Genomic DNA, 19,457 nt, shown 5'->3' with positions numbered 1-19,457 from the left:
CTGCCAATGCTCAATGGTTGACGCGGCCTTTGGTCAGGCGGTCCCATTCTCGGTGAGACTGAGTTCCCTCGACATCGCCTCGCGCATGACGAACTTCTGCACCCATCCCGTGATGGTCATCGGCATCTCGGCGACGAAGCAGATGTAGGGCGGGATTTTGTAATGCGCCATGACGCAGATTCGCAGGCAAGAGAAATCAACTTCCGGGTGATCGACCTGGGGCGATGAACATCGTCGGCACGTCGTGCAGGGCCGTGCAGCGTTCCTCGCGCACCGCCGACATGGTTGCAACGAGGTCGAACGCCTCGCCCGGGAAGACCATATACGCACCTGTGGACGCGCGCGCCATTACGGCCACTACCATTCTGAAACAGTGGTAAGAAGCGCGGCGTTCAGATGGCAGACGGATGCTTCGCCAGCGGCGTTACCTGGATCGTCATATAGGGAAACAGCGGAAGCGATGAGAGCAATTCGTGCAATTCGTCGTTGCTCTCGACATCAAAAACGCTGACGTTGGAATAGCGCCCAACGATGCGCCAGAGGTGCGGCCACTTGCCCGCTTTCTGGATCTCGATGGCACGGGCTTTCTCTGCTGCCTTGAGGGTGTCGACCCGGTCTGCCGGGAGGGATTCAGGAATCTTTACGTCCATTTGAACACAGTAAAGCATGGTGTCTCCTTGTCTGTCGACTGTTGTGGCGAGGCCAGGCCGGTCCCCGAACAGGCCTGCTGTGGTGGCGCTTTCCGTCGGATCGGCGCTCAGCCAGCGACGTTGTCGTCGCCGGAAACCGGCGCGGTACGGAAGGGTTTGAGCTGGCCGATGAAGGTCTTCCCATGCTCGAACCATTCCTTGCGGATGTCGGACGCAAGATAGCTTTCGTAAGCCGCTTCGTTCTCGAACCAGCATTCGCCAATGGCATCGACGTGCCCGATGTCGAAGAAGGGTACATGGGTGTCGGTTGGCTGCTCGGCGACAAGACGGACTTCATACTTGTGCAGGCCCGGCACTTCGCGCGACATTTCATCGTGGCGCAGGCATTCCGCGCGGAAGGTATCGTCGGACATGCCCTCTGGCTTGACCAGCAGGTACAGCATGCGAATCATGTTGGGTCCCCTGTCTCTGAATAGGTTGGTATCTTGGTTCTGCAGTTTTCTACTGCGATAGCGCCGTACTTCAGGTTTGCGCCCGCACCGAGTGTTCCAGCGCTCCGGCCTCATAGTGATTGTCTTCTTCCCCGATGTTCTCGATGGCAATGCCGCGCGTCTCCGGCAGTAGCAGGATGCCGAACACCGCGAAAGTATAGGCAACCAGGCAGAATGCGCCCATGGCATTGGCCAAGCCGATGTGGGTAGACAGCACGCCGACACCGACGACGGATCCTGCGCCTACCGACTTGCCCACGTTGTAGGCAAAACCCATACACGTGGTGCGCACATGGGTGGGAAACAGTTCGCTGAGGAAGGGCCCCAGGGCAGCGAACATGCCAATCGCCGAGAAGCCGACCAGGAAGCCCAGGATGGCGGTGAGGGTGGAGTTCAGCGGCAGCAGCATATAGCTGACCGTAACGATCCATGCGCAGACCGATAGCAGAATCAGCGTGGGCCGCCGACCGATTCGATCGCAAAGATCGGCCGCCACTGCGAAACCGCAGAACGAGCCGAAGGCCATGATGAAGACTGTGACGATTTTCGATGCGGCAGCGACCTCCCGCTGGCTGAGCAAGGAAGGCAGCCAGATCAGGATGGCGTAGCAGCCTGCCTGCAGCCCGATCACCAGCACGCTCGACAGGATCAGTGAACGTGCGTACTTGCGGTTGAACACCGAGGCCAGCGAAGCGCGCGGTGCGCAGCTCCGCCGGGCGCGCTCGAACATCGGCGCGTCCTTGATATGGCGCCGGATGAACAGCACGATCGAGGCCGGAATGATGCCGCTCCAGAACGCTACGCGCCACGCCATTTCCGAGGGCAGCCACGCCAGCAGTAGGGTGGCCACGACGACTGATAGCGCCCAGCCCAGGGCAAAGCCCGATTGCACATAGCCCATAGCCTTGCCGCGATGCTTGGCATCGATCACCTCGGCCATCAGCGCCGCGCCCACCGCCCATTCACCGCCAAAGCCGAGGCCTTGCAGTGTGCGAGCGATCAGCAGCTGGTTATACGTCTGGGCGAAGCCCGCAAGCACGCCGAACAACGTGAACCAGATGATGGCCAGCACCAGGATGCGGGCGCGGCCGTATCGGTCGCTGAGGATGCCGGCGCCCCAGCCACCGATGGCCGTGACGATCAATGCCACGGTGCCGAGCACGCCAACTTCCGGCTTGGTCAGCCCCCACGCAATCGTCAGGGCGGGCAGCAGGAAACTGAACATCTGCATGTCGAACGAGTCCAGCGCCCAGCCCGAATAGCAGGCCCAGAACGTCTTTTTCTGCTGGGGTGTCCCATTCTTGTACCAATCAAGCATACCTGTCTCCTTTGTCTGTCGAATATTGTGTGTGCTTTGCCAACGCTCGCTGGATCTGCGCCAGGACGGCAGTGGGATGTGAGAGGCTAGGCGTATTGGCCGATCACCATGGAGGTGAACTCGAGCTCCACGTCAGTGAGGGACTGAAGCGATTGCGGCGACATGTCGCCGACAATCTCGATGACCGAAACGCCGTGTGGGCCGATGGCGAAGGTGCCGAGTTCGGTGTACACGCGGCTCACGCAGGCGAGACCTGTCAACGGATAGCTGCACTCGCGGCGCAGCTTGCTCGTCCCGTCCTTGGTCAGATGGTCCATCATGACGAACACGCGCTTGGCCCCGATGGCTAGGTCCATCGCGCCGCCCACGGCGGGAATGGCATCCGGCGCGCCGGTGTGCCAGTTGGCCAGGTCGCCGCGCTCCGATACCTGAAATGCGCCAAGCACGCAGATGTCGAGATGGCCGCCGCGCATCATCCCGAACGCGTCGGCGTGGTGGAAGAATGCGGCGCCCTTTTCGAGGCGAATCGCCTCCTTTCCCGCGTTGATCAGGTCCCAGTCCTCCTGCCCGGGTTCGGCAGCCGACCATTGGCCGAGCACACCGTTCTCGCTGTGCAGGATGACTTCCCGGTATCGGGGCAGGTGGTTGGCCACCAGGGTGGGCAAACCAATACCGAGGTTCACATAGGACCCGTTCGGGATGTCGCGCGCCACGCGCGCGGCCAGCAGGCTTCTTGCCACGTGATCCATTACGCTCACCCTGCCAGCATGGCTTCAGCTTGTGCTACGGCGCCGCGCAGCACCACGCGGTTGACGAAGATTCCAGGCGTCACGACGTCCTCGGGGTCAAGCTCGCCCAGTTCGCAGACGCGAGCCACGGCGGCGATCGTCTGGCTTGCCGCCATCGCCATGACGGGCGCGAAGTTGCGCGCGGTCTTGTTATAGATGAGATTGCCCCAGCGGTCGGCCGCCGCAGCGTTGATTAGCGCGACATCGACATGGAGGGGGTGTTCGAGAACGTAGCCGCGACCGTCGATTTGGCGAGTCTCCTTGCCCTGCGCCAGCAGCGTGCCGTAGCCGGTGGGGGTGTAGAAGGCGCCGATGCCGCTGCCCGCGGCACGCAGGCGCTCCGCCAGGGTGCCTTGCGGCACGACTTCCAGTTCGATCTGGCCGGCGCGGTAAAGTTCTTCAAATACGTACGCATCGCGTTGGCGCGGGAAGGAGCACAGCAGCTTGCGCACCCGGCGGGTCTTGAGCAGCGCCGCCAGCCCGGTGTCGCCATTGCCGGCGTTGTTGCTGACCACTGTCAGTTCCTTGGCGCCCTGTTCGATCAGGGCGTCAATCAGTTCGTCAGGCATGCCGGCGCCACCGAAGCCCCCGATCGCGATCGTGGCACCGTCTTGGACGTCGTCCATGGCATCGCGCGCCGTTGTGTAAAGCTTGTCGATCATGTTTCGCTCGATTGTTGTCTGGCGAAGCTAGATTGCCACGCAGCCTGTGGGCGCTCAATTTTGCCTTTTGCAAGCGCCCTTAGCGCTGGGTTAATTCGGGGGTGACCGCGGTCTCATTGAGTGATGAGACCAGCGCTCGTCGCTCTCTCATTGAGAGCGACAACATTGCTCATTCGATGCAGCAAGGTGAATCGGAGAAAGGGTAAGAGGGCAGAACGTGCACGGCTCTACGAGCCATCACCACCGGGGGCGTAGCGGCCGATCAGCCGGTTCGCAAACTCCCTTGCGAAGCTGGACAAGCCTTCAATGTCGCGCGCGCAGACCTGGAAGGTGCGAACGGCCCAGTCATCGCGCAGATTGCAGGCTCCGATGGGCTGGTTGCCTTTGAGGCGGGCGAACGCGGCCTTAGGCATGATGGCAATGCCTGCGTTGGCGGCCACCATGCGGCAGATGGCATCGTAGCTGGCCACATGGACGCGGATGGTCATGGGCTTGTGCAAGGCGCCTGCAGCGCGCGTCATGAATACCTGGAACGCGCTGCCTTCGAGCAGGGCGACAAAGGCATATTCCAGCGCTTGCTCGAACCAGACCTCTTCCTCTGCCAGCAAGGGATGCCCCAGCGGAGCGACCAGGATCAGCCCGCTCTTGACGAAGGGCACAGCCTGCAGCCCGGCGGTGGGCACATTGCCGGAGATGATGCCCAGGTCGGCACCGCCTTCGCGCACGAGGCGGACAATGTCGTCGCTGAGCCGCTCGCGCACGTCGATGCGTACGTCGGGGTGGGTCGCGAGATAGTCGCCGATAACTGGCGGCAGGTACTCAGTGATAGCCGTGGTATTGGCCACCAGCTTGAGCTGTCCGCTCAGGCCCGCCGTGAAAGGCTGGAGATTGCCGGTGAGCCGTTCCAGTTCTGCAAGCACCACGCGCGCATGCTGGAGATAGACGTCGCCGGCGGCCGTCAACGTTACGCCCTGGGGCGAGCGCTCCAGCAGGCGGACCCCCAGCGTATCCTCTAGGTTCTTGATGCGGTTGCTGACCGCCGGGACCGAGAGAAACGAACGCTCGGCGCCCCGGGTCAGGCTGTGCGTTTCCGCGACATTGACGAAAAGGCGGAAATCGGTGATGTCGAAGGGGACGGCCATGCTGCGGATCTCGCGGCGAGATGTTAGAGCCGCCATGGCAGGGCGCAACAGCGGCGGGGAAGCGGTCGGCCGAGACGGGCAGCGTCAAGCCGTGCCGCGGCACGGCCGCCCGCGGGCCGTTACCAGGTGGCGGGCTCAAAGAGGAAACCCTGGCCCTCTCGCCTGATGTAGCCGCAGTGGGGCTGGCCGAAATGCACCGGCAAGACCAGCGCTTCGCTGTCGGCGGCCTGATTGAGCAAGGCCAGCCGGGCGGTGCGCGCCAGGTCGGGACGGATGCAGTAGCCGGAGTTTACATCCGGGCGCACGATCTGCAACGGACTGTGCAGGATGTCGCCGCAGAACACCGCCTCCTCGCCCCGCGAGCGCACGCGGAAGGCTACCTGTCCCGGGCTGTGTCCCGCAGCCGGTTCTACCTGCAGGCACCCGGCGATTTCTTGCCCTGGCACGATCATCTCCGCCAGGCCTTCCTTGACGACCGGCATCACGCTGTCGAAAAACGCCTCGCCAAACACGTCCACCACGCCGGGCTCCTTGTTGCGCCCCGCGTCGCAGAAAACAAAGTCGTCCTTGGGGATGTAGTAGCGCGCATTGGGGAAGGTCGGCGCCCAGCGGCCGTCCTGCCAGGTGGTATTCCAGCCGACGTGGTCGGCATGCAGATGCGTCATCACCACATGGGTGACCTGCTCCGGTGCGGCGCCGGCCGCAATCATCCATTCACGCACCAGCGTGTTGAGCATGTGCATGCGCGCAATACCGGCGCGGGGCTTGAAGTTGCCCACGCCGGTATCGACGACGACGACGTTGTCGCCCGCATGCACGATCCAGAACTGGATCGTCACAATCAGCTTGTTCATGTGCGGGATCCAGTGGTGTGGCGCCATCAGGTCCACATTCGCATCGAGCACGGACCGGTCGAGGTCCGGAAAGAGAAAGGCCGGATCATGCGTCGGCCCAGCGTACTCGAGAATTCGGGTGATTTTTATGTCACCAAGGGTGCGTGATTGCATCATGTGCCTTGTCTCCCAGATATGGATGGCGAGCCCCGTTCGTGGCTCATACGGCATAGCCATCCCGGCGCCAGGCGCAAAGGATCGGCGATATCCGGCTTTGCGCCAATTTTGCGTTCTGAAAGAGGGCTTTCAAGCAGGTTTATAGAGCGGACCCGCTGCCATAATGCGCCTACCGGCGCGGCATCCGAAAGCCCGGACCCTGCTGGATCTGTCGTGAGCCGTTCCTGCCCGTTCGCTGCAGGCATACTTGGCCTCGGAGTATGTGCAGGCGATCCTTCTCGTGTCCAAGACCGATTAGGTCTTCTTCCATACCTACAAGGTATTCTTGACGGCGGGGACGGCCAGGGCGCATTCCCGCCTGGTTCGCGCGGACTCTATCCGCAAAGGCCGGCCGCGAACGGCGGTACGGCTTCGCGCAAGTTGAAGTCGGCCTCGCGCAGTCCCTGGCGGGTCAATGGCACCCAATGAAGCGAAGCCGAAGAGCGCACCAGGCCTACGCAACGACATCCGAACGTGAATTCGAAGCGTATCGCGGAACTGGAGTCACGGCTAGGCGTGCGCATCGCCTGGTACCCTTGTTGGCGCTTGTCCCACATCCGCAGCAATGCGATTGCAGCCGGGAATTTGAGCGACAAGATGAATAGCAGACCGGATGTTTAGAAAATGCAATTAATCGCCAACAGCAGCCTACATCCATGATGCTGGGTTATCGCCACCTCGAGAAGGCGCGCGCTTTGAAACCAGCTGGTGGAAGCGAGCAAGGCGTAGATGATCGGCCCACAGAACCTGCATGGCTGGTCGGAATTGTGAGGCTCTGCTGCGCGCCGACCTTCCGGGTCTTTCTACCGACTTCACTCACTACCCGACGCACCGACAATGGCTCGCGCTGACGGGCACAGGTGATCGACGAGTTGCCGTGCCGCGACGGGCAAGCCCTCATAGGACCGTATGCAAAGGTTCAACTTGCGATGCGCCCAGGGCGCATCGAATGCGATTACGCGAATGGCCAGTGTCTTGGCATAGCGCCGGGCCAGGCTGATGGGCAAGATGCCGATTCCCATATCAGCTTCCACCATCAGGCAGACGGCATCGTAGCTGTTGACCTGCATGCGGAATTTCACTGGGACGCCGTTCTCGCTGGCAAAGCGCAGCAATTGCATATTGATGTAGCTGCCGGTTTGCAGTCCGATCAGGTAGTGATCGAGTACCTCTGTTGTGGTCAGCTTCTTGCGCGAGGCTAGCGCATGACGCCGCGACACTACCACGACGAGGTCGTCCTCGCGATACGGCAGCGTGATCACGCCTTTCGGCGACGTGCCGAGGTCCGCGAAGCAGCCGATGTCTGCCGCGTTCTCTGCGACGCCCCTCAGGATCGCGGTGCTGATGCGCTCCTCGAGCTGCAGTTGTACGTCAGGGTACTTCTCAATGAAGCCATGCAGATCCGCGGGCAGGAACTGGGCGATCGAGGAGACGTTGGCATAGATGCGAACCAGGCCGCGGGTGCCGGTGGCGTAGTCCTGCATCATCGTGGCGATATTCTCGAGGTCGTTGACGATGCCGCGCGACAGGTTCTGCAGGGCGATGCCGGCCGGCGTCGGCACGATGCCCTTGTTGCTGCGTTCGAGCAATTGTGTGCGCAAGGTATCCTCTAGATCGCTGATGCGCTTGCTGACTGCTGAGGCGGCGATATGCTCCCGTTCCGCGGCGGCCGCGATCGTACCGAGTTCGGAAACTGCAAGGAATAGCCGCAGCGAAACGGGGTCTATCTTCATGACGTCAGCGGACCGGGCGACAGATAGCTGGCATTATGCGCGCCACGCAAGTTCCAGGATAGCGCGCAGGTCGGCTTCGGTCGTGATTGGCCTGACGTTGTTGCGCGTCACCATCGGATGCTCGAGCGCAGGCCCGATCATGGCATCGACTTGTGCCCGCGTCAGGCCCAGATCGTCCAGCGTGGTTGGCATGCCCAGGCGAACCAGCAAGTTGTGAAGGATGGCATGAAACGGCATGCCTGGCTGGCCGATGGCGGCGGCCAGGCGCTCGTGCTGCGGCTTGATCCAACCCTCGAGCCATTTGGACTGGGCGAGCATCAGCACACATGCCGCATCGCTGTGCGCAATGCCACCATAGGGACCGATGATATGGACCATCCAGTGGCTGAAGCCGTGCGGCACGGACATCTGGCCCATGCCGGTGTACCAGGTGGCCAACTGGCACTGCGTGAAGGCTTCGGTCGCGCTCGCGTCGCCGAGCTTTGGCAGGTTTTGCACGTACAGCGCGATGGCTCGCTCGGCCAGCAGGCTCGTAAAGGGATGCGGCGACGACGAGCAGGCCGTGTTGATGGCGTGGTCCAGGCCGCGAATACCGGTAGACCACAACAGCCGCACCGGTGTCTGGTGCAACAGGTCCGGGTCATAGAGGACGGCCACGGGCGATCCGTCGGGCACCACGAAACGGGCTTTCAGCCGGGTTTCGTCGTCGATCGGCGTGCTGACCGGGGTCCATTCCGACGTAGCCAGTGTCGTCGGGATCGCGATCTGGCGGATGGCAGCAGGCGCCTGCGATGTCGTCAGCATCTCAGTGCCGTCCGCTGACACGACGAACTGCAGCTTGAGCAGGCTATCGCGGTCGTAGGCATTCTCCGAGATGCACAACTGCATCGCCTTACACATGTCCATGACCGAGCCGCCACCGACGGAGACAATGACATCCGCACGGGCGTCGCGCGCTTGCCTGGCAGCCCGCAGGACGTTGGACAGCGGAGAATGCTCGCCCACTTCGTCGGTCAGCCCGACGATCATCTCCCCAAGCCGCGCCTGCAACCGGTCGATAAATGCGGTCTTTGTCCGGATTGAGCGGGAACACACAACAAAGACGCGATGGTATCCGAACAGCGTCAAGACGTCAGGTAAGGCCTCGATGGCCGAAACATTGTGGATGACCCGCTCATGTCCGGTAAAGCGGTAGCGCTTGGGCTCGGTGTTTTCCATCTGGCATCCTCGTGAAGGGTAGGGAAGGTAGCCAGATGATGGCGCCGGAACCGCCGCCAGGAAATCAGTGAATCGAGAGCCTGCCATCGCCGATGGCGATGGCACGGCGCGTGGCATTCGACCGACATGTCCGCCGACGATCAGGCTGTTGCGTCTTCGGGTCTCGAGGACACGATGTCGGGTTCGCATCCCATGGGCAAATGCACGCACCGGCAGCGGACGCTTCCATGATTGAGTCGAGCGCAGCCATCAAACTATGTTTCGCTTGAGTTGGAACGCCACGGATACGCGATCCGCCGGATAAATAGTGCCCGAAATCTCGAGAATCTTGCCGGCCCGTTTATAGTGACGAACCAGGTGCAGACCGGCTGATCTAGCTGCTACGCCAAGCCTATCGGCCAAAGGCTCTGAGATCACCACGGCAGTGACGATCTGTCGGATTTCATCGATTGCCATGCCGCGCTAGCTCTCGATGATTGCACTGACCAATGTGGTGGACTGACTGAGGATGATGGTGAGGGTGGGTCTGCATGCCCATCCGACTCGCTACTGGGACCTATTGCATTGCGGTGCGCGAAGTCAGCTACTGGCTGCGGAGGCCCATGGCCAGTCATGTGGGTGATCACGAGTTCGAAAACTCCTCCGGGGGGACTGGCGAGTGGCAGTTCGTCGATCGTGTGCGAATGCAAAATCAGGATCGTGCGGGCCTGGGCGGATTCGTGGCGACGGTAAGCCCAGCGAAGTCGCATGCGTCGCTTACGAAAGCGCGCGCGGGGGCGCTCCTATCTAACGACATCACGCGCAATGCCAAGGAAGTCTCCACTGGGAACGCAGACACGCCGATAGCCGGGCTGTCCACGCCCTCTTGGGCGCCATGTTGATTGAACATCTTGGCGGCCGTCGCTACGCCAGGCTGGCGTTCTCCGTGAAGCATGATCCCAGGAACTGCATGACAGCCTGGATCCGCGGCGCACGTCGGATGTCAGCGTGCACGGCGAGCCAGATCTCGCGTTCGAAGCGCTTGCCCTTGCTCCTCACGCGCTGGAGACCATCGTCCCGGTCGCCCAGGAAGTACGGCAGCGCGGCGATGCCGACACCCGCGCGTGCCGCCGCGGCCTGGATTTCCAGTTCGTTGCTGACCATCACGATCGGCCGGGTTCCCGCCTGCTGCTTCAGCCAATTCTGCTGGGGCGAGCCCTCCATGCTGTCGTCGTAGGCGATAAAGCCATAGTCGGATGGCGTGGTGGCACTCAGGTAGCTGGCGGAGCTATAGAGTGAAAACACGACGACACCAAGCTTGCGCACCACCAGATCGCCTTCGCTGGGTCGAGTCAGCCGTACGGCCAGATCGGCCTCGCGCCGCGACAGCGAGGCCATGTGCGTGGTCCCCGTCAGGCAGATGCGCAGAGCCGGATGCTGTTCGCGCAAGCGGCCTAGCTGGGGCGCGATCACCGCCGCGGCCATCGAAGGCGGCGCACTGATCGTGACATCGCCGCTGACGCCGGTCTGCCCGGCCGCCGCCGTACGCTCCACCGCGAACGATTCCTGCTCCATGCGGGCGCCCAGCGCGGCTACGCGTTCGCCTTCGCCGGTCAGCAGATAGGCACGCGGACGCCGGTCAACCAGCTTGAGGCAAAGCGCTGCCTCCAGCGCCGAGATGCGCCGGGCCACCGTGGCGTGGTCCACCTTAAGCCGCCGCGCCGCGCCGGACAGTGAGCCTTCCTGCGCAAAGACGCTGAAATGGCGAAGATCCTCCCAGTCGAACATGGTTAATTTTTCACAGATGATGTGAATAAATGGGGAATTCTACACAAGTTAGAAAACTCGCAAAATGGCACCCATGCCGTCGCGGGGCGGGAATTGCCAAGCGGTTCCTCCGCCTTGCCGCCGGCCATCGTCCACCATGTTTGCCCAGACCGGCCCGAGGCCTGCATGGCGCACGCAAAGACAAGGAGTCAGCCATGCGCAAGCCAGACAGCCTCGCCTACGTCGGCATCATTGTTTCGACCTTCTTCTGGGGTACCAACTTCAACGCCGGCGCATTGATCATCCGGCATATGACGCCAATCAGCGCATCGATCGAGCGCTTCCTGATCTCGACGACCCTGCTGTTGTTGATCTTCGGGCTGCAAGGCAAGCTTCGGCTCAGCGTGCTGCGCGAAAACTTGTGGGCATACGTGGGCCTCGGGCTGCTTGGCTTTACCGCCTTCAATCTCGCCACCTTCTTTGGCCTGCAAACGACCACGCCGATCAATGGAGCGCTGATTCTCGCCACTACGCCGCTGTGGACCATGCTTCTTGCCGTGGTCTTCGAGCGCGAGCGCATCGATACCGGGCGCGCCATCGGCTTGTTCTTTGGGCTACTCGGCGTGGGGTTGGTCATCACGCGCGGCGATGTACAGATGCTGCTCGCGCTCAAGGTGGCGCGGGGCGATGCGATCATCCTCGCCGGCAGTCTCGCGTGGGCCGCCAACATGGTGGGCACCCGGCGCTTCGTCAAGCAGGCCACGCCACTGGAAAACACCACGTTCTCGATGCTGTTCGGCACCATCGGCCTGATCGTCCTCGGCTTCATGTTCGAGCGTCCGCTGGCGAGCATTGCCGCAACACCCGGCAACATCCATGCCGCCGTGCTGTACCTCGCCGTTGGTGGATCGTTGCTGGCCTACCTGCTGTGGTTCCGCGGCATCCACCAGATCGGCGCGGCACGGACCTCGATCTTCTTCAATCTCGCCCCGGTCTTCACGATGCTGGTCTCGACCGTGCTGGGTGTACCTCCCAACGCATGGCAACTGGTCGGAGCGGTGGCGGTCATCCTGGGTGTGGTCTTCGCCTCGGGACTCGTGGGCATTCCGACCAGAGCCAGGGCCGCTCAAACGTGAGGCGGGAAGGCACGGAAGCAGTCTTGGTCTCATCGCTCCCGGCACCAGAAGGCAGTTCAAAGCCAATTTCGATGCCGCGAAGAGTTGCTCTGGTGGCGCGGTATGGGGATAGGACGCGGCCGAGCGCGCCAAGCCGGCTCAATGCAACTTCATGCCGCCTGCTGCGGGCATGACCTACGTCTGGGCCGGCGAAGGCTAGCTGTACTGGCCGTCGTGCCCGATGTGTTCAATCGCGAATTCAGTAGCGCAGTTTCCGGCCGATGGCATCTGACGTACAAGCTAGCCATCTGAATTCGCGATGGTGGAATCGCGAAATGCTGTTTTGCGACAGCCTGCCAGTCAGTCACCATCAAAGAAGGCGTTCAGGTATGCCGTATGACGGTACAACCGGTGACCATTTCCATGAAAGGAGACAAAAAAATGGCAGTCAGACAACTCTTGCAAACCTTCCTTGCGTTCAGTGTGGCAACGGCAGCGGTTGCGCAGGAATCATATCCGTCTAAGCCGGTGACCGTGGTGGTTCCCCAGTCACCAGGCGGAGCCAACGATGCCATCGCCCGCATCGTCACCCAAAAGCTGTCCGGACAATTCGGGCGGCAGTTCGTCGTCGAGAACCGGCCGGGCGCCGGCGGCAACATCGGCACGGCCTACGTGGGTAAGTCGGCCGCCGATGGCTACACGCTGTTGTTCACCGTTAGTAGCGCCCATGTCATCAATCCTGCTCTCTACAAACGCACGGGCTTTGACCCCGTACGAGATTTCGCGCCGGTGGGCAGCGTTGCGACCGCGGGGTATGTACTCGTCGCCAATCCTTCGTTCGGGCCGAACAATGTCAAGGAACTGGTTGACGCGGCGCGCGCGAAGCCGGACACGATCATGTATGCGTCGGCAGGCAACGGCACCCTCAATCATCTGATCGGTGAAATGCTACAGCACAGCGCCGGCATCCGGCTCGTCCACATTCCTTACAAAGGCGCCTCCGCTGCCGTGGCGGATGTCGTGGGCGGTCAGGTGCCCTTGTCGGTGCAGAGCCTTCCATCCGCACTTTCCTTCATTCGAGCAGGCAAACTGAAGGTGCTTGCGGTGACCAACGAGAAGCGCCTGGCCTCCATGCCGGAGGTGCCGACTGTGGGAGAGACGCTCCGCGGCTTTGGCGCCACGCCTTGGTATGGACTCTTCGCGCCCGCTGGAACGCCACCCGCCGTGGTGTCCCGCCTGCAGGCCGCATTGAGTAAGGTACTTGACAGTCCAGATGTGCGTGACACCCTTGCACGCCAGGGATGTCAACCGTTTCCGTCCGGCGCCCCGCAGTTCGAGGCGCTAATTCGTGACGAGTTGCCGCGCTGGTCGGCAATCGTCAAGGCGGCCGGCGCCACCGTCGACTAGTATGACGTGCACCCGAGCCAGATCACGGAGTGGAAGCAGCAGTTGGCGGAGCATGCAGCAGCCGCGTTCGGCGGGCGGCAAAATCAAGACTGCGGTCGAGTCGCCCGTGGACGTGAAGGCGCTACGTGCAAAGATAGGCCAGCCGACGCTGGAGAATGATTTCGTTACGGTCGCCGCTCACAACACGGGGAGCCACGGCAACAGTTGGCTCCGAGTCGATGCCGCCGAGCCGGGCTGCTGGTGGTTGGCCGAAGCCATGTGCTCGCGCATTGCCCCGACCGTATCGGCGTACGCCGCGATCTCGGTGCGGACGCGCACCAGCGAGCTCGGTCGTACCGGCGATGCACAACACCACCGGGAATTGGCCTGCCCTGACCGCAGTGCGCTCCCAATGAGGCAGCATCACGTCTGTCCACTCGATCTCTTCGTAACCCAGAAATCGATACGCCGCAATGGTCTCCGACCATCCATCGCATGCGCCTGGTATGCTGGCCGTCGGCTTGGCCGCAAACCGCTTGAGCAATTCCTTCGCCCGCCGGTCCCGCCTCGGATCGCCAAGATCCTGCCCCTCGAATTGGCGCGATCCAGTCGGTGCAAGTGCGACGCAGGTAGGGGGTAGCGCCTGCCTGCCAGCGAGTGTTGCGCCGTGGAAGGGGTCATTTTGGGAAGGCACTTCGCTGAGATGGAGAGTCCGACTGAACTGGAGGGACCTTGGAGAGTGCTGCACTTGGCGGTCTGCCGGCGCGCAAGCCGATTCGCTCTAGCCCGTCGATCTGGGGCGGTTGTCACTGTGGAGTGAGGCGGCGTTCATTAGCTGAAGCCCGTGAATAAGCCGCGGGTCGCACCTTACGTCTTGCTGGCCCAGCGGTTCCGATGCCGCTCCGGCTTCGTGCCGAGCATCCTCCTCGCTGCGCAGGTACACGCTCGTCGAAATCGACGAATGCCCAAAATTATCCCTGACATAGCGCAAATCCACCTGCCGGTCGGTCATGTGCGAGCCGGCGGTGTGGCGCAGCCAGTGGGCCGAGGCACCGGCCAGGACATCGGCCTGCGCCGCCCACTCGGGCCCGCGCGCGCAGGCGTGCGGCCGCCAGGCCGAACACTTCCTTCAGGATCAGATGCAGCGCGCCGAGCAGCGGTGGACCAGCTGTCTCACTTCACGGGAGTCAGAATCGGTGCTCCCTTATTCTTGATCAGGAACACAACAAACCTGGCCGGCTGTGTGGAACTGGCATTGCGCCCGACGGTATGGATGTCATTGGTGCCTTCGTGGAAGGTATCCCCGGCCTTGAGTGTCACCTCTTTGCCACCCTTGACCGCCATGACAATGCTCCCCTCGAGCACATAGACAAAGGCGTGTGCATCATGTCGATGCACAGGGTCGACCGAGCCGGGCGGATATTCCACGATGATCATCTGAACTTCCTTGCCCGGATACTCAGGCAACGGTTCCGTCCGCAGCGGCGTGACTTTCGCTTCCGGTGCGGCCACCGCAGGCTGCGCCGCCATCAGGCACGACAGCATCAGCGCCGCCACAAATGACACGATTGCTTTCATGGCATTACTCCACATTGGCTTGCGAGAGCCACTGGCCGAGGCTGATGCGACCGATCCGCGCGTCGCCGAGCGGTACGAGCGACAGTTCTTCGACGTGGCCGCCATAGTACAGGGCGTCGCGGTCCGTCACGACCGAGCGGGCGTCGCCTGTCGACTTCAGATAGCGCGCAACGATCTCCGCGAACGGGGCGCGGTCCGGGCCGGCAATCTCGATGGTGCCGTTCCGCGGTGCTTCCAGTGCGACTTGCGCAAGGAATGCCGCGACGTCTTGCGAAGCGATCGGCTGAAACAGCCCATCGCCGATGCGCACGGTGGTGCCGTCCGTGCCAAAGTCCGCGATACCGCCGAGAAACTCCATAAACTGGGTGGCGCGCACGATCGTGTACGGCACGCCGGCAGCTTCGATCGCCTCTTCCTGGGCGACCTTGGCCGTGAAATATGCATTCCCCGGCATGCGGTCGGTGCCGACGATTGATAGCGCGACATGATGGCGCACGCCCGCGGCCACTTCGGCCTTTCCGAGATTGCGCGCGGAGGTGCGGAAGAAATCGAGTACCGCCTGTGGCTCCCAGGATGGTGCGTTCGCCACATCCACAACGACGTCTGCGTCCTTGAGCGCCAGATCCAATCCTTCGCCCGTCACGCTGTTCACGCCGGTACGCGGAGACGCCGCGACCGCCGCATGGCCAGCATTGGTGAGCAGCGCGACAAGTTGGGAGCCGATCAGGCCGGAACCACCGATTACAACGATCTTCATGGCAGATTCTCCAGATGAGAGTAGTGAAATGCGCGGTGCGGCTGGTCGGGCGGCATCGCATGTAGGTGCCTGTCCCTGTCGCATCGTGTGAGACCATTGTGAAACAATCATGCCCCAGGGATAAGGGCCAAGAATTGTCGAAATGACTAGGCCAAGTCCTTTCTGCCGACATTGCCCGAACTCATCATGACCGCACTGACTTCCCCATTGGCCATCGAAATCGATCGCCAGAACCGCTTGCCGATCTATCTGCAGATTTGCGAGCGGTTCAGGACAGCGATCGCGGCCGGGCACCTGCGTCCCGGCGATCGGGTGCCCGCGCTTCGGGGGCTCGCCACGCAATTGAATACGGCCCGGGGTACGGTCGAAATGGCCTATACCATCCTTGTCGATGAGGGCTACCTGCAGATGCGTGGTGCGGCCGGGACGTTCGTATCCGCCTCGCTACCGGCGGCGGTGACGCGTTCTGCAAGTGGACAGGATCGGGAGCACATGCGTGCGAGGGAGGGGGGCGCGTCCGCGGTGTCTGATGCATCGCGCAGTCGGCAGCCGGCGCCGCGTCAGCTGGCAATCGCGGTGGCGATGAGCGGGGAGCCGAAGGCGTTGCAACCCGGGCTGCCGGCACTGGACGCGTTCCCGCGCAAGCTTTGGAACCGGCTCGTTTCGCGTTGCGCGCGCAGCGGTCAACGCGCGATGCTCGCCTACCCGGACCCGGTTGGTTATCGGGCGCTGCGCGAACACATTGCCACCTATCTTGGCTTGTCGCGGGGCGTCGCGTGCCTGCCGGAACAGGTATTCATTACCGCTGGCTACCGCGCGACGCTGGAACTCTTGTTGCGCAGTCTCGCGAGCCCCAGCGACCGCATGTGGTTCGAAGACCCCGGCTATCTGCTCGCGCGCAGCTTTCTGGCCGAAGCCGGCGTTCAACTGGTACCGGTGCCAATCGATAGCGAAGGCATCGATGTCGAGCGCGGCATCGCGCTGGACCGGCAGGCGCGTTTTGCACTGGTTACCCCATCGCATCAGGCCCCGCTCGGGCACACGTTGTCGCTCGCCCGGCGCATGGCGCTGCTGGATTGGGCGTCGAAAGGGTCTCGCTGGATCATCGAAGACGACTACGACAGCGAATTTCGATATGTGGGCCGGCCACTGCCGGCTTTGAAAAGCCTCGACAAGCACGATCGCGTGATTTATTGCGGCACGTTCAGCAAGGTGATGTTTCCCGGGCTGCGGCTGGCGTATGCCGTGGTGCCGGAGCGCGCTGTCGAACGCGTCGGGCGCGTGGCGTGCAGCATGAATGCCGGCTCTCCGATGCTATTGCAGGCGGCCGTGGCGGACTTCATCGAACAGGGGCATTTTGCGCGGCACGTGAAGCGGATGCGTGCGTTGTACGGACAGCGACGCATGCTGATTGCGCATGCGCTGGACCAGGCGTTCGGGGAGCGCATGATTGTCGCCTTGCCGCACGGCGGAATCCAGTTCGCGGTCCAGTTTGCCGAAGGCCCCGATGGTCCCGTCGACGACGTGGCCTTTGCCTCGCGCGCACGCGACGCGGGGCTCGCGGTGCTGCCGCTGTCGATCTGGTACGCGAACGCACGCACGCGGCGCACCCCACGCGGCCTGGTATTGGGCTTCGCGAACGTCACCGATGCGAGGGAAGCGTCTCGTCTCGCGCGAACGTTGCACGGATGCCTCGACGGCTAGGCCAGCGCCGAGCTGAAGAAGCGCACCGACACCGCGCTGCCGGGCGTCGGCGCGAACTGCGCGTCGCTGAGCACGCTCGCCATCCCGTCTGCATTCCCCAGTTGCACGAGCGCTGGGCGCCAGTGCGGGTACCCGTCTGAATTCGGACCGCGCCAGCGTATTGCCCCACAGGAGCCACGCAGATGCCCTTCGGGAGGCGTATCTCCACCGCGCCGCTGGCCCGGGAGGGCATCTCGGCGTTTAATTTGGCTTGCGGACGCTTAAAGATCCCGCTATTTCTTGATTATCGTTTAAACGACACTTTGTTGTTGACATTGAACGCTTTGGGGATGCATGCCTGGGCCCGGAAGCGCATGCCTTGGCTTGGGCAAGCGGCGGCGCAGGCGGCCAACGTTGCAGGGGTGCGTAAGGGCGCGCCGCGATCGGGTCGGCTATCGATCTCAGTTGCCTCGCACGATTGACGTAGCCTCATGGCAGCCAGTGACGCCATACATTTTGACGTCATGGCTTCGAGGCGTCCCTTGCGGGAGGAGACCGGTGATCACTCGCCGCGCAACTGGGTGCACGATCCGGCGAAACCCCTTACCTTGAAACTTGCGCGGGCAGTCTTTGGAGAACCGAATGCGCCTTGGAGTCGGGCGCATGCCGCAAGGATGCTCAATCTTTCACTGCAAGACCTCGGTGCGTGGATGCTCAGAGAGGGGGCAGCACTGACAAGCCTGGTTTGCGAGCAGCGTCTGATGCGAGCATTGATCGAGGTCTCGCAAGGCAAGGGCCAACATGGCAGGTATGGCTTTGTATCGCGCGAGCGCCGTGATACCGCCTTCTTTGAACGCTTCGGTGTATGCGTAAAACAGGCTGCCGTGATCGGCCGAGTCGGTACGGTGACTTGGTCCGGTGACTTGGTCCTGGAACCCGGTTGACGCGGGTCGGTGGCAGGGCCGTCGGTCTTCATCGACGGTCAGGCGCAATCGTGCCCCGGCATGCCCCACGGTCTCGTCGGTCATGCAACTGCCAAGCGTTCATAACCGGGAAATCGGGGGACAGGATTGGGGCAGACCGACACAAATTCGTCAAAAATCTGTCACTCACGTCAGAGAGATATCGGCGCGCCCCGGCGATGGAGTTTAGCTGCCGGACGTGCACATATTGTTCTTCCTTTTGAAATGATTGTGCGAATCTCTGCATAATTGTTGACTCATTACTGTCACATTCCTGTCGCACTATCTGGCGGCCGCGTCGGTGGGTGGTTTTCGGCTCGCATGCAAGCCGTGACGCCACCGGCTGGACCCTCCGCCAAATACCTGGAATTGACAGTGAAAAAAGCTCTCTTCGCAGTGGCAGCCGCAGCGTGCGCCATGTCCGGCTCTGCCTTTGCCCAATCGTCGTCCAATGTGACGCTCTATGGCATCGCTGATGCCGGTATCAGTTTCCAAAACCACGTCAATGGTGGCGCCAACGGTAGTGGTTCGGTCGTTGGCGTAACTTCCGGCGGCCTCTCAGGTTCGCGCTGGGGGCTGCGCGGGGTCGAGGACCTCGGCAGCAACCTGAAGGGTATCTTCGTGCTGGAAAGCGGCTTCGATATCGATAGCGGTAAATCCGCGCAGGGTGGCCGGCTGTTCGGTCGCCAGGCCTATGTTGGCCTGCAAGGTAATTTCGGTGCCGTGACGCTCGGCAGACAGCAGAATTCGCTGTATGACCTGTTCGGAGCCTACGACCCCATGGCGGCGGGCCCAATGTACTCGCTGAATTCGGTCGACAATCAATTTAACGGTCGCGCCGACAACGCCATCAAGTACACCGGCAAGTTCGGCGGCTTGACGGCAACCGGCTTCTACAGCTTCGGCCGTGACGTCAACGCTGGTCTCGGCGGCGAAGTGCCGGGCCACTTCAAGGTCGGCACCAACTTTGGCGGTGGTTTGGCCTACGCGAACGGGCCATTCTCGGTGGGCGTCGCGTACGACCAGTTCCAGGGCAGCACCCTGGCTTCCGCGGACCTCGCCGCGAAGCGTGCTGCGATTGGTACGTCGTATGCTTTTGGAGCGGCGCATTGACTCATCAGAATTGCAACTCGCGCTGACCTGTTGCCTCACGTAGTTTGCTACCCGTCGGATTGTCCG

At 62.3% G+C, this 19,457-nt stretch carries 20 protein-coding genes and 3 pseudogenes; 6 read left to right on the top strand and 17 right to left on the bottom strand.

Going from position 1 to position 19,457, the window contains the following annotated elements:
* Positions 1-33: 33 nt before the first annotated feature.
* The 13 genes and pseudogenes from AC3WL8_RS26670 to AC3WL8_RS26610 form a co-directional block, all read right to left on the bottom strand.
* Positions 34-171 carry a hypothetical protein gene (locus tag AC3WL8_RS26670; RefSeq protein WP_153957095.1) on the bottom strand — a complete coding sequence of 46 codons (138 nt, stop codon included), beginning with the start codon at positions 169-171 and terminating at the stop codon, positions 34-36.
* Positions 151-379 (bottom strand): annotated as a pseudogene (locus AC3WL8_RS26665) (AMP-binding protein); the annotation flags it as partial. The gene AC3WL8_RS26670 and the pseudogene AC3WL8_RS26665, both read right to left, overlap by 21 nt.
* A gap of 13 nt (positions 380-392) precedes the next feature.
* A complete protein-coding gene (catC, locus tag AC3WL8_RS26660; RefSeq protein WP_153957096.1) occupies positions 393-668 on the bottom strand; it encodes a muconolactone Delta-isomerase in 276 nt (91 codons plus the stop codon).
* A gap of 89 nt (positions 669-757) precedes the next feature.
* Positions 758-1,102 (bottom strand): 4-carboxymethyl-4-methylbutenolide mutase MmlI, encoded by a 345-nt coding sequence (gene mmlI, locus AC3WL8_RS26655; protein WP_153957097.1) that lies wholly within the window; start codon positions 1,100-1,102, stop codon positions 758-760.
* Positions 1,103-1,172: 70 nt separating this feature from the next.
* A complete protein-coding gene (locus AC3WL8_RS26650; RefSeq protein ID WP_492379109.1) occupies positions 1,173-2,459 on the bottom strand; it encodes an MFS transporter in 1,287 nt (428 codons plus the stop codon).
* Between the two features lie 86 nt (positions 2,460-2,545).
* The gene (locus AC3WL8_RS26645; protein ID WP_492379108.1) at positions 2,546-3,208 is read right to left on the bottom strand and encodes a 3-oxoacid CoA-transferase subunit B; all 663 of its coding nucleotides are present in this window, start codon (positions 3,206-3,208) and stop codon (positions 2,546-2,548) included.
* A 5-nt stretch (positions 3,209-3,213) separates the two neighbouring features.
* Positions 3,214-3,909, bottom strand: coding sequence for a 3-oxoacid CoA-transferase subunit A (locus AC3WL8_RS26640; protein ID WP_153956501.1), 696 nt, complete (start codon positions 3,907-3,909; stop codon positions 3,214-3,216).
* Positions 3,910-4,136: 227 nt separating this feature from the next.
* Complete coding sequence (locus AC3WL8_RS26635; RefSeq protein WP_013958756.1) at positions 4,137-5,051, bottom strand: LysR family transcriptional regulator; 915 nt, start codon at positions 5,049-5,051, stop codon at positions 4,137-4,139.
* 119 nt (positions 5,052-5,170) lie between these two features.
* A complete protein-coding gene (locus tag AC3WL8_RS26630) occupies positions 5,171-6,061 on the bottom strand; it encodes an MBL fold metallo-hydrolase (RefSeq protein WP_492379107.1) in 891 nt (296 codons plus the stop codon).
* Between the two features lie 851 nt (positions 6,062-6,912).
* On the bottom strand, positions 6,913-7,833 hold the full coding sequence (locus AC3WL8_RS26625; protein WP_492379106.1) for a LysR family transcriptional regulator: 921 nt from the start codon (positions 7,831-7,833) through the stop codon (positions 6,913-6,915).
* Between the two features lie 33 nt (positions 7,834-7,866).
* Positions 7,867-9,051, bottom strand: a complete 1,185-nt coding sequence (locus AC3WL8_RS26620) for an iron-containing alcohol dehydrogenase (RefSeq protein ID WP_013958759.1) — start codon at positions 9,049-9,051, stop codon at positions 7,867-7,869.
* Positions 9,052-9,300: 249 nt separating this feature from the next.
* Positions 9,301-9,507 carry a UTRA domain-containing protein gene (locus tag AC3WL8_RS26615; protein WP_080569680.1) on the bottom strand — a complete coding sequence of 69 codons (207 nt, stop codon included), beginning with the start codon at positions 9,505-9,507 and terminating at the stop codon, positions 9,301-9,303.
* A gap of 447 nt (positions 9,508-9,954) precedes the next feature.
* On the bottom strand, positions 9,955-10,818 hold the full coding sequence (locus tag AC3WL8_RS26610) for a LysR family transcriptional regulator (RefSeq protein WP_013958761.1): 864 nt from the start codon (positions 10,816-10,818) through the stop codon (positions 9,955-9,957).
* Positions 10,819-11,012: 194 nt separating this feature from the next.
* Here AC3WL8_RS26610 and AC3WL8_RS26605 point away from each other — a divergent pair, with 194 nt between their 5' ends.
* The 3 genes and pseudogenes from AC3WL8_RS26605 to AC3WL8_RS26595 form a co-directional block, all read left to right on the top strand.
* Positions 11,013-11,933, top strand: coding sequence for a DMT family transporter (locus tag AC3WL8_RS26605; RefSeq protein WP_211983105.1), 921 nt, complete (start codon positions 11,013-11,015; stop codon positions 11,931-11,933).
* 420 nt (positions 11,934-12,353) lie between these two features.
* The gene (locus AC3WL8_RS26600) at positions 12,354-13,319 is read left to right on the top strand and encodes a Bug family tripartite tricarboxylate transporter substrate binding protein (RefSeq protein WP_492379105.1); all 966 of its coding nucleotides are present in this window, start codon (positions 12,354-12,356) and stop codon (positions 13,317-13,319) included.
* Positions 13,320-13,509, top strand: a pseudogene (locus AC3WL8_RS26595) (transposase); the annotation flags it as partial.
* Here AC3WL8_RS26595 and AC3WL8_RS26590 read toward each other — a convergent pair.
* The 4 genes from AC3WL8_RS26590 to AC3WL8_RS26575 all read right to left on the bottom strand — a co-directional run bounded on the left by AC3WL8_RS26590 (position 13,441) and on the right by AC3WL8_RS26575 (position 15,633).
* Positions 13,441-13,992: an IS4/Tn5 family transposase DNA-binding protein gene (locus AC3WL8_RS26590; protein ID WP_492379104.1), complete on the bottom strand. Its 552-nt coding sequence runs from the start codon at positions 13,990-13,992 to the stop codon at positions 13,441-13,443. The pseudogene AC3WL8_RS26595 and the gene AC3WL8_RS26590 sit on opposite strands and share 69 nt — an antisense overlap.
* 87 nt (positions 13,993-14,079) lie before the next feature.
* On the bottom strand, positions 14,080-14,310 hold the full coding sequence (locus AC3WL8_RS26585; protein WP_492379103.1) for a hypothetical protein: 231 nt from the start codon (positions 14,308-14,310) through the stop codon (positions 14,080-14,082).
* 161 nt (positions 14,311-14,471) lie between these two features.
* Positions 14,472-14,876: a cupin domain-containing protein gene (locus AC3WL8_RS26580; protein WP_013958767.1), complete on the bottom strand. Its 405-nt coding sequence runs from the start codon at positions 14,874-14,876 to the stop codon at positions 14,472-14,474.
* Between the two features lie 4 nt (positions 14,877-14,880).
* The gene (locus AC3WL8_RS26575) at positions 14,881-15,633 is read right to left on the bottom strand and encodes an SDR family oxidoreductase (RefSeq protein ID WP_492379102.1); all 753 of its coding nucleotides are present in this window, start codon (positions 15,631-15,633) and stop codon (positions 14,881-14,883) included.
* A 186-nt stretch (positions 15,634-15,819) separates the two neighbouring features.
* On the opposite strand from AC3WL8_RS26575, the gene pdxR reads away from it, so the two are divergent.
* From pdxR to AC3WL8_RS26560, 3 genes and pseudogenes are all read left to right on the top strand, one after another.
* The gene (pdxR, locus tag AC3WL8_RS26570) at positions 15,820-17,337 is read left to right on the top strand and encodes a MocR-like pyridoxine biosynthesis transcription factor PdxR (RefSeq protein ID WP_492379101.1); all 1,518 of its coding nucleotides are present in this window, start codon (positions 15,820-15,822) and stop codon (positions 17,335-17,337) included.
* 470 nt (positions 17,338-17,807) lie between these two features.
* Entirely contained in the window at positions 17,808-18,260 is a 453-nt protein-coding gene (locus AC3WL8_RS26565; RefSeq protein WP_492379100.1) for a hypothetical protein, read from the top strand.
* 393 nt (positions 18,261-18,653) lie between these two features.
* Positions 18,654-19,385 (top strand): annotated as a pseudogene (locus AC3WL8_RS26560) (porin); the annotation flags it as partial.
* Positions 19,386-19,457: the final 72 nt, after the last annotated feature.

It is taken from the genome of Cupriavidus sp. FW305-F7 (genome assembly GCF_058782875.1).
The sequence above is the reverse complement of the archived record's forward strand: the minus strand, read 5'-3'. Positions and strand labels throughout refer to the sequence as shown.

Excerpts from the sequence above, each read along its gene's own strand:
- mmlI (WP_153957097.1), bottom strand. The coding sequence starts at position 1,102 with ATGATTCGCATGCTGTACCTGCTGGTCAAGCCAGAGGGCATGTCCGAC.
- AC3WL8_RS26635 (WP_013958756.1), bottom strand. The coding sequence starts at position 5,051 with ATGGCCGTCCCCTTCGACATCACCGATTTCCGCCTTTTCGTCAATGTC.
- pdxR (WP_492379101.1), top strand. The coding sequence starts at position 15,820 with ATGACCGCACTGACTTCCCCATTGGCCATCGAAATCGATCGCCAGAAC.
- AC3WL8_RS26645 (WP_492379108.1), bottom strand. The coding sequence starts at position 3,208 with ATGGATCACGTGGCAAGAAGCCTGCTGGCCGCGCGCGTGGCGCGCGAC.
- AC3WL8_RS26620 (WP_013958759.1), bottom strand. The coding sequence starts at position 9,051 with ATGGAAAACACCGAGCCCAAGCGCTACCGCTTTACCGGACATGAGCGG.
- AC3WL8_RS26585 (WP_492379103.1), bottom strand. The coding sequence starts at position 14,310 with ATGACCGACCGGCAGGTGGATTTGCGCTATGTCAGGGATAATTTTGGG.
- AC3WL8_RS26670 (WP_153957095.1), bottom strand. The coding sequence starts at position 171 with ATGGCGCATTACAAAATCCCGCCCTACATCTGCTTCGTCGCCGAGATG.
- catC (WP_153957096.1), bottom strand. The coding sequence starts at position 668 with ATGCTTTACTGTGTTCAAATGGACGTAAAGATTCCTGAATCCCTCCCG.
- AC3WL8_RS26605 (WP_211983105.1), top strand. The coding sequence starts at position 11,013 with ATGCGCAAGCCAGACAGCCTCGCCTACGTCGGCATCATTGTTTCGACC.
- AC3WL8_RS26625 (WP_492379106.1), bottom strand. The coding sequence starts at position 7,833 with ATGAAGATAGACCCCGTTTCGCTGCGGCTATTCCTTGCAGTTTCCGAA.
- AC3WL8_RS26610 (WP_013958761.1), bottom strand. The coding sequence starts at position 10,818 with ATGTTCGACTGGGAGGATCTTCGCCATTTCAGCGTCTTTGCGCAGGAA.
- AC3WL8_RS26580 (WP_013958767.1), bottom strand. The coding sequence starts at position 14,876 with ATGAAAGCAATCGTGTCATTTGTGGCGGCGCTGATGCTGTCGTGCCTG.
- AC3WL8_RS26575 (WP_492379102.1), bottom strand. The coding sequence starts at position 15,633 with ATGAAGATCGTTGTAATCGGTGGTTCCGGCCTGATCGGCTCCCAACTT.
- AC3WL8_RS26650 (WP_492379109.1), bottom strand. The coding sequence starts at position 2,459 with ATGCTTGATTGGTACAAGAATGGGACACCCCAGCAGAAAAAGACGTTC.
- AC3WL8_RS26600 (WP_492379105.1), top strand. The coding sequence starts at position 12,354 with ATGGCAGTCAGACAACTCTTGCAAACCTTCCTTGCGTTCAGTGTGGCA.
- AC3WL8_RS26565 (WP_492379100.1), top strand. The coding sequence starts at position 17,808 with ATGGCAGCCAGTGACGCCATACATTTTGACGTCATGGCTTCGAGGCGT.
- AC3WL8_RS26630 (WP_492379107.1), bottom strand. The coding sequence starts at position 6,061 with ATGATGCAATCACGCACCCTTGGTGACATAAAAATCACCCGAATTCTC.
- AC3WL8_RS26615 (WP_080569680.1), bottom strand. The coding sequence starts at position 9,507 with ATGGCAATCGATGAAATCCGACAGATCGTCACTGCCGTGGTGATCTCA.
- AC3WL8_RS26640 (WP_153956501.1), bottom strand. The coding sequence starts at position 3,909 with ATGATCGACAAGCTTTACACAACGGCGCGCGATGCCATGGACGACGTC.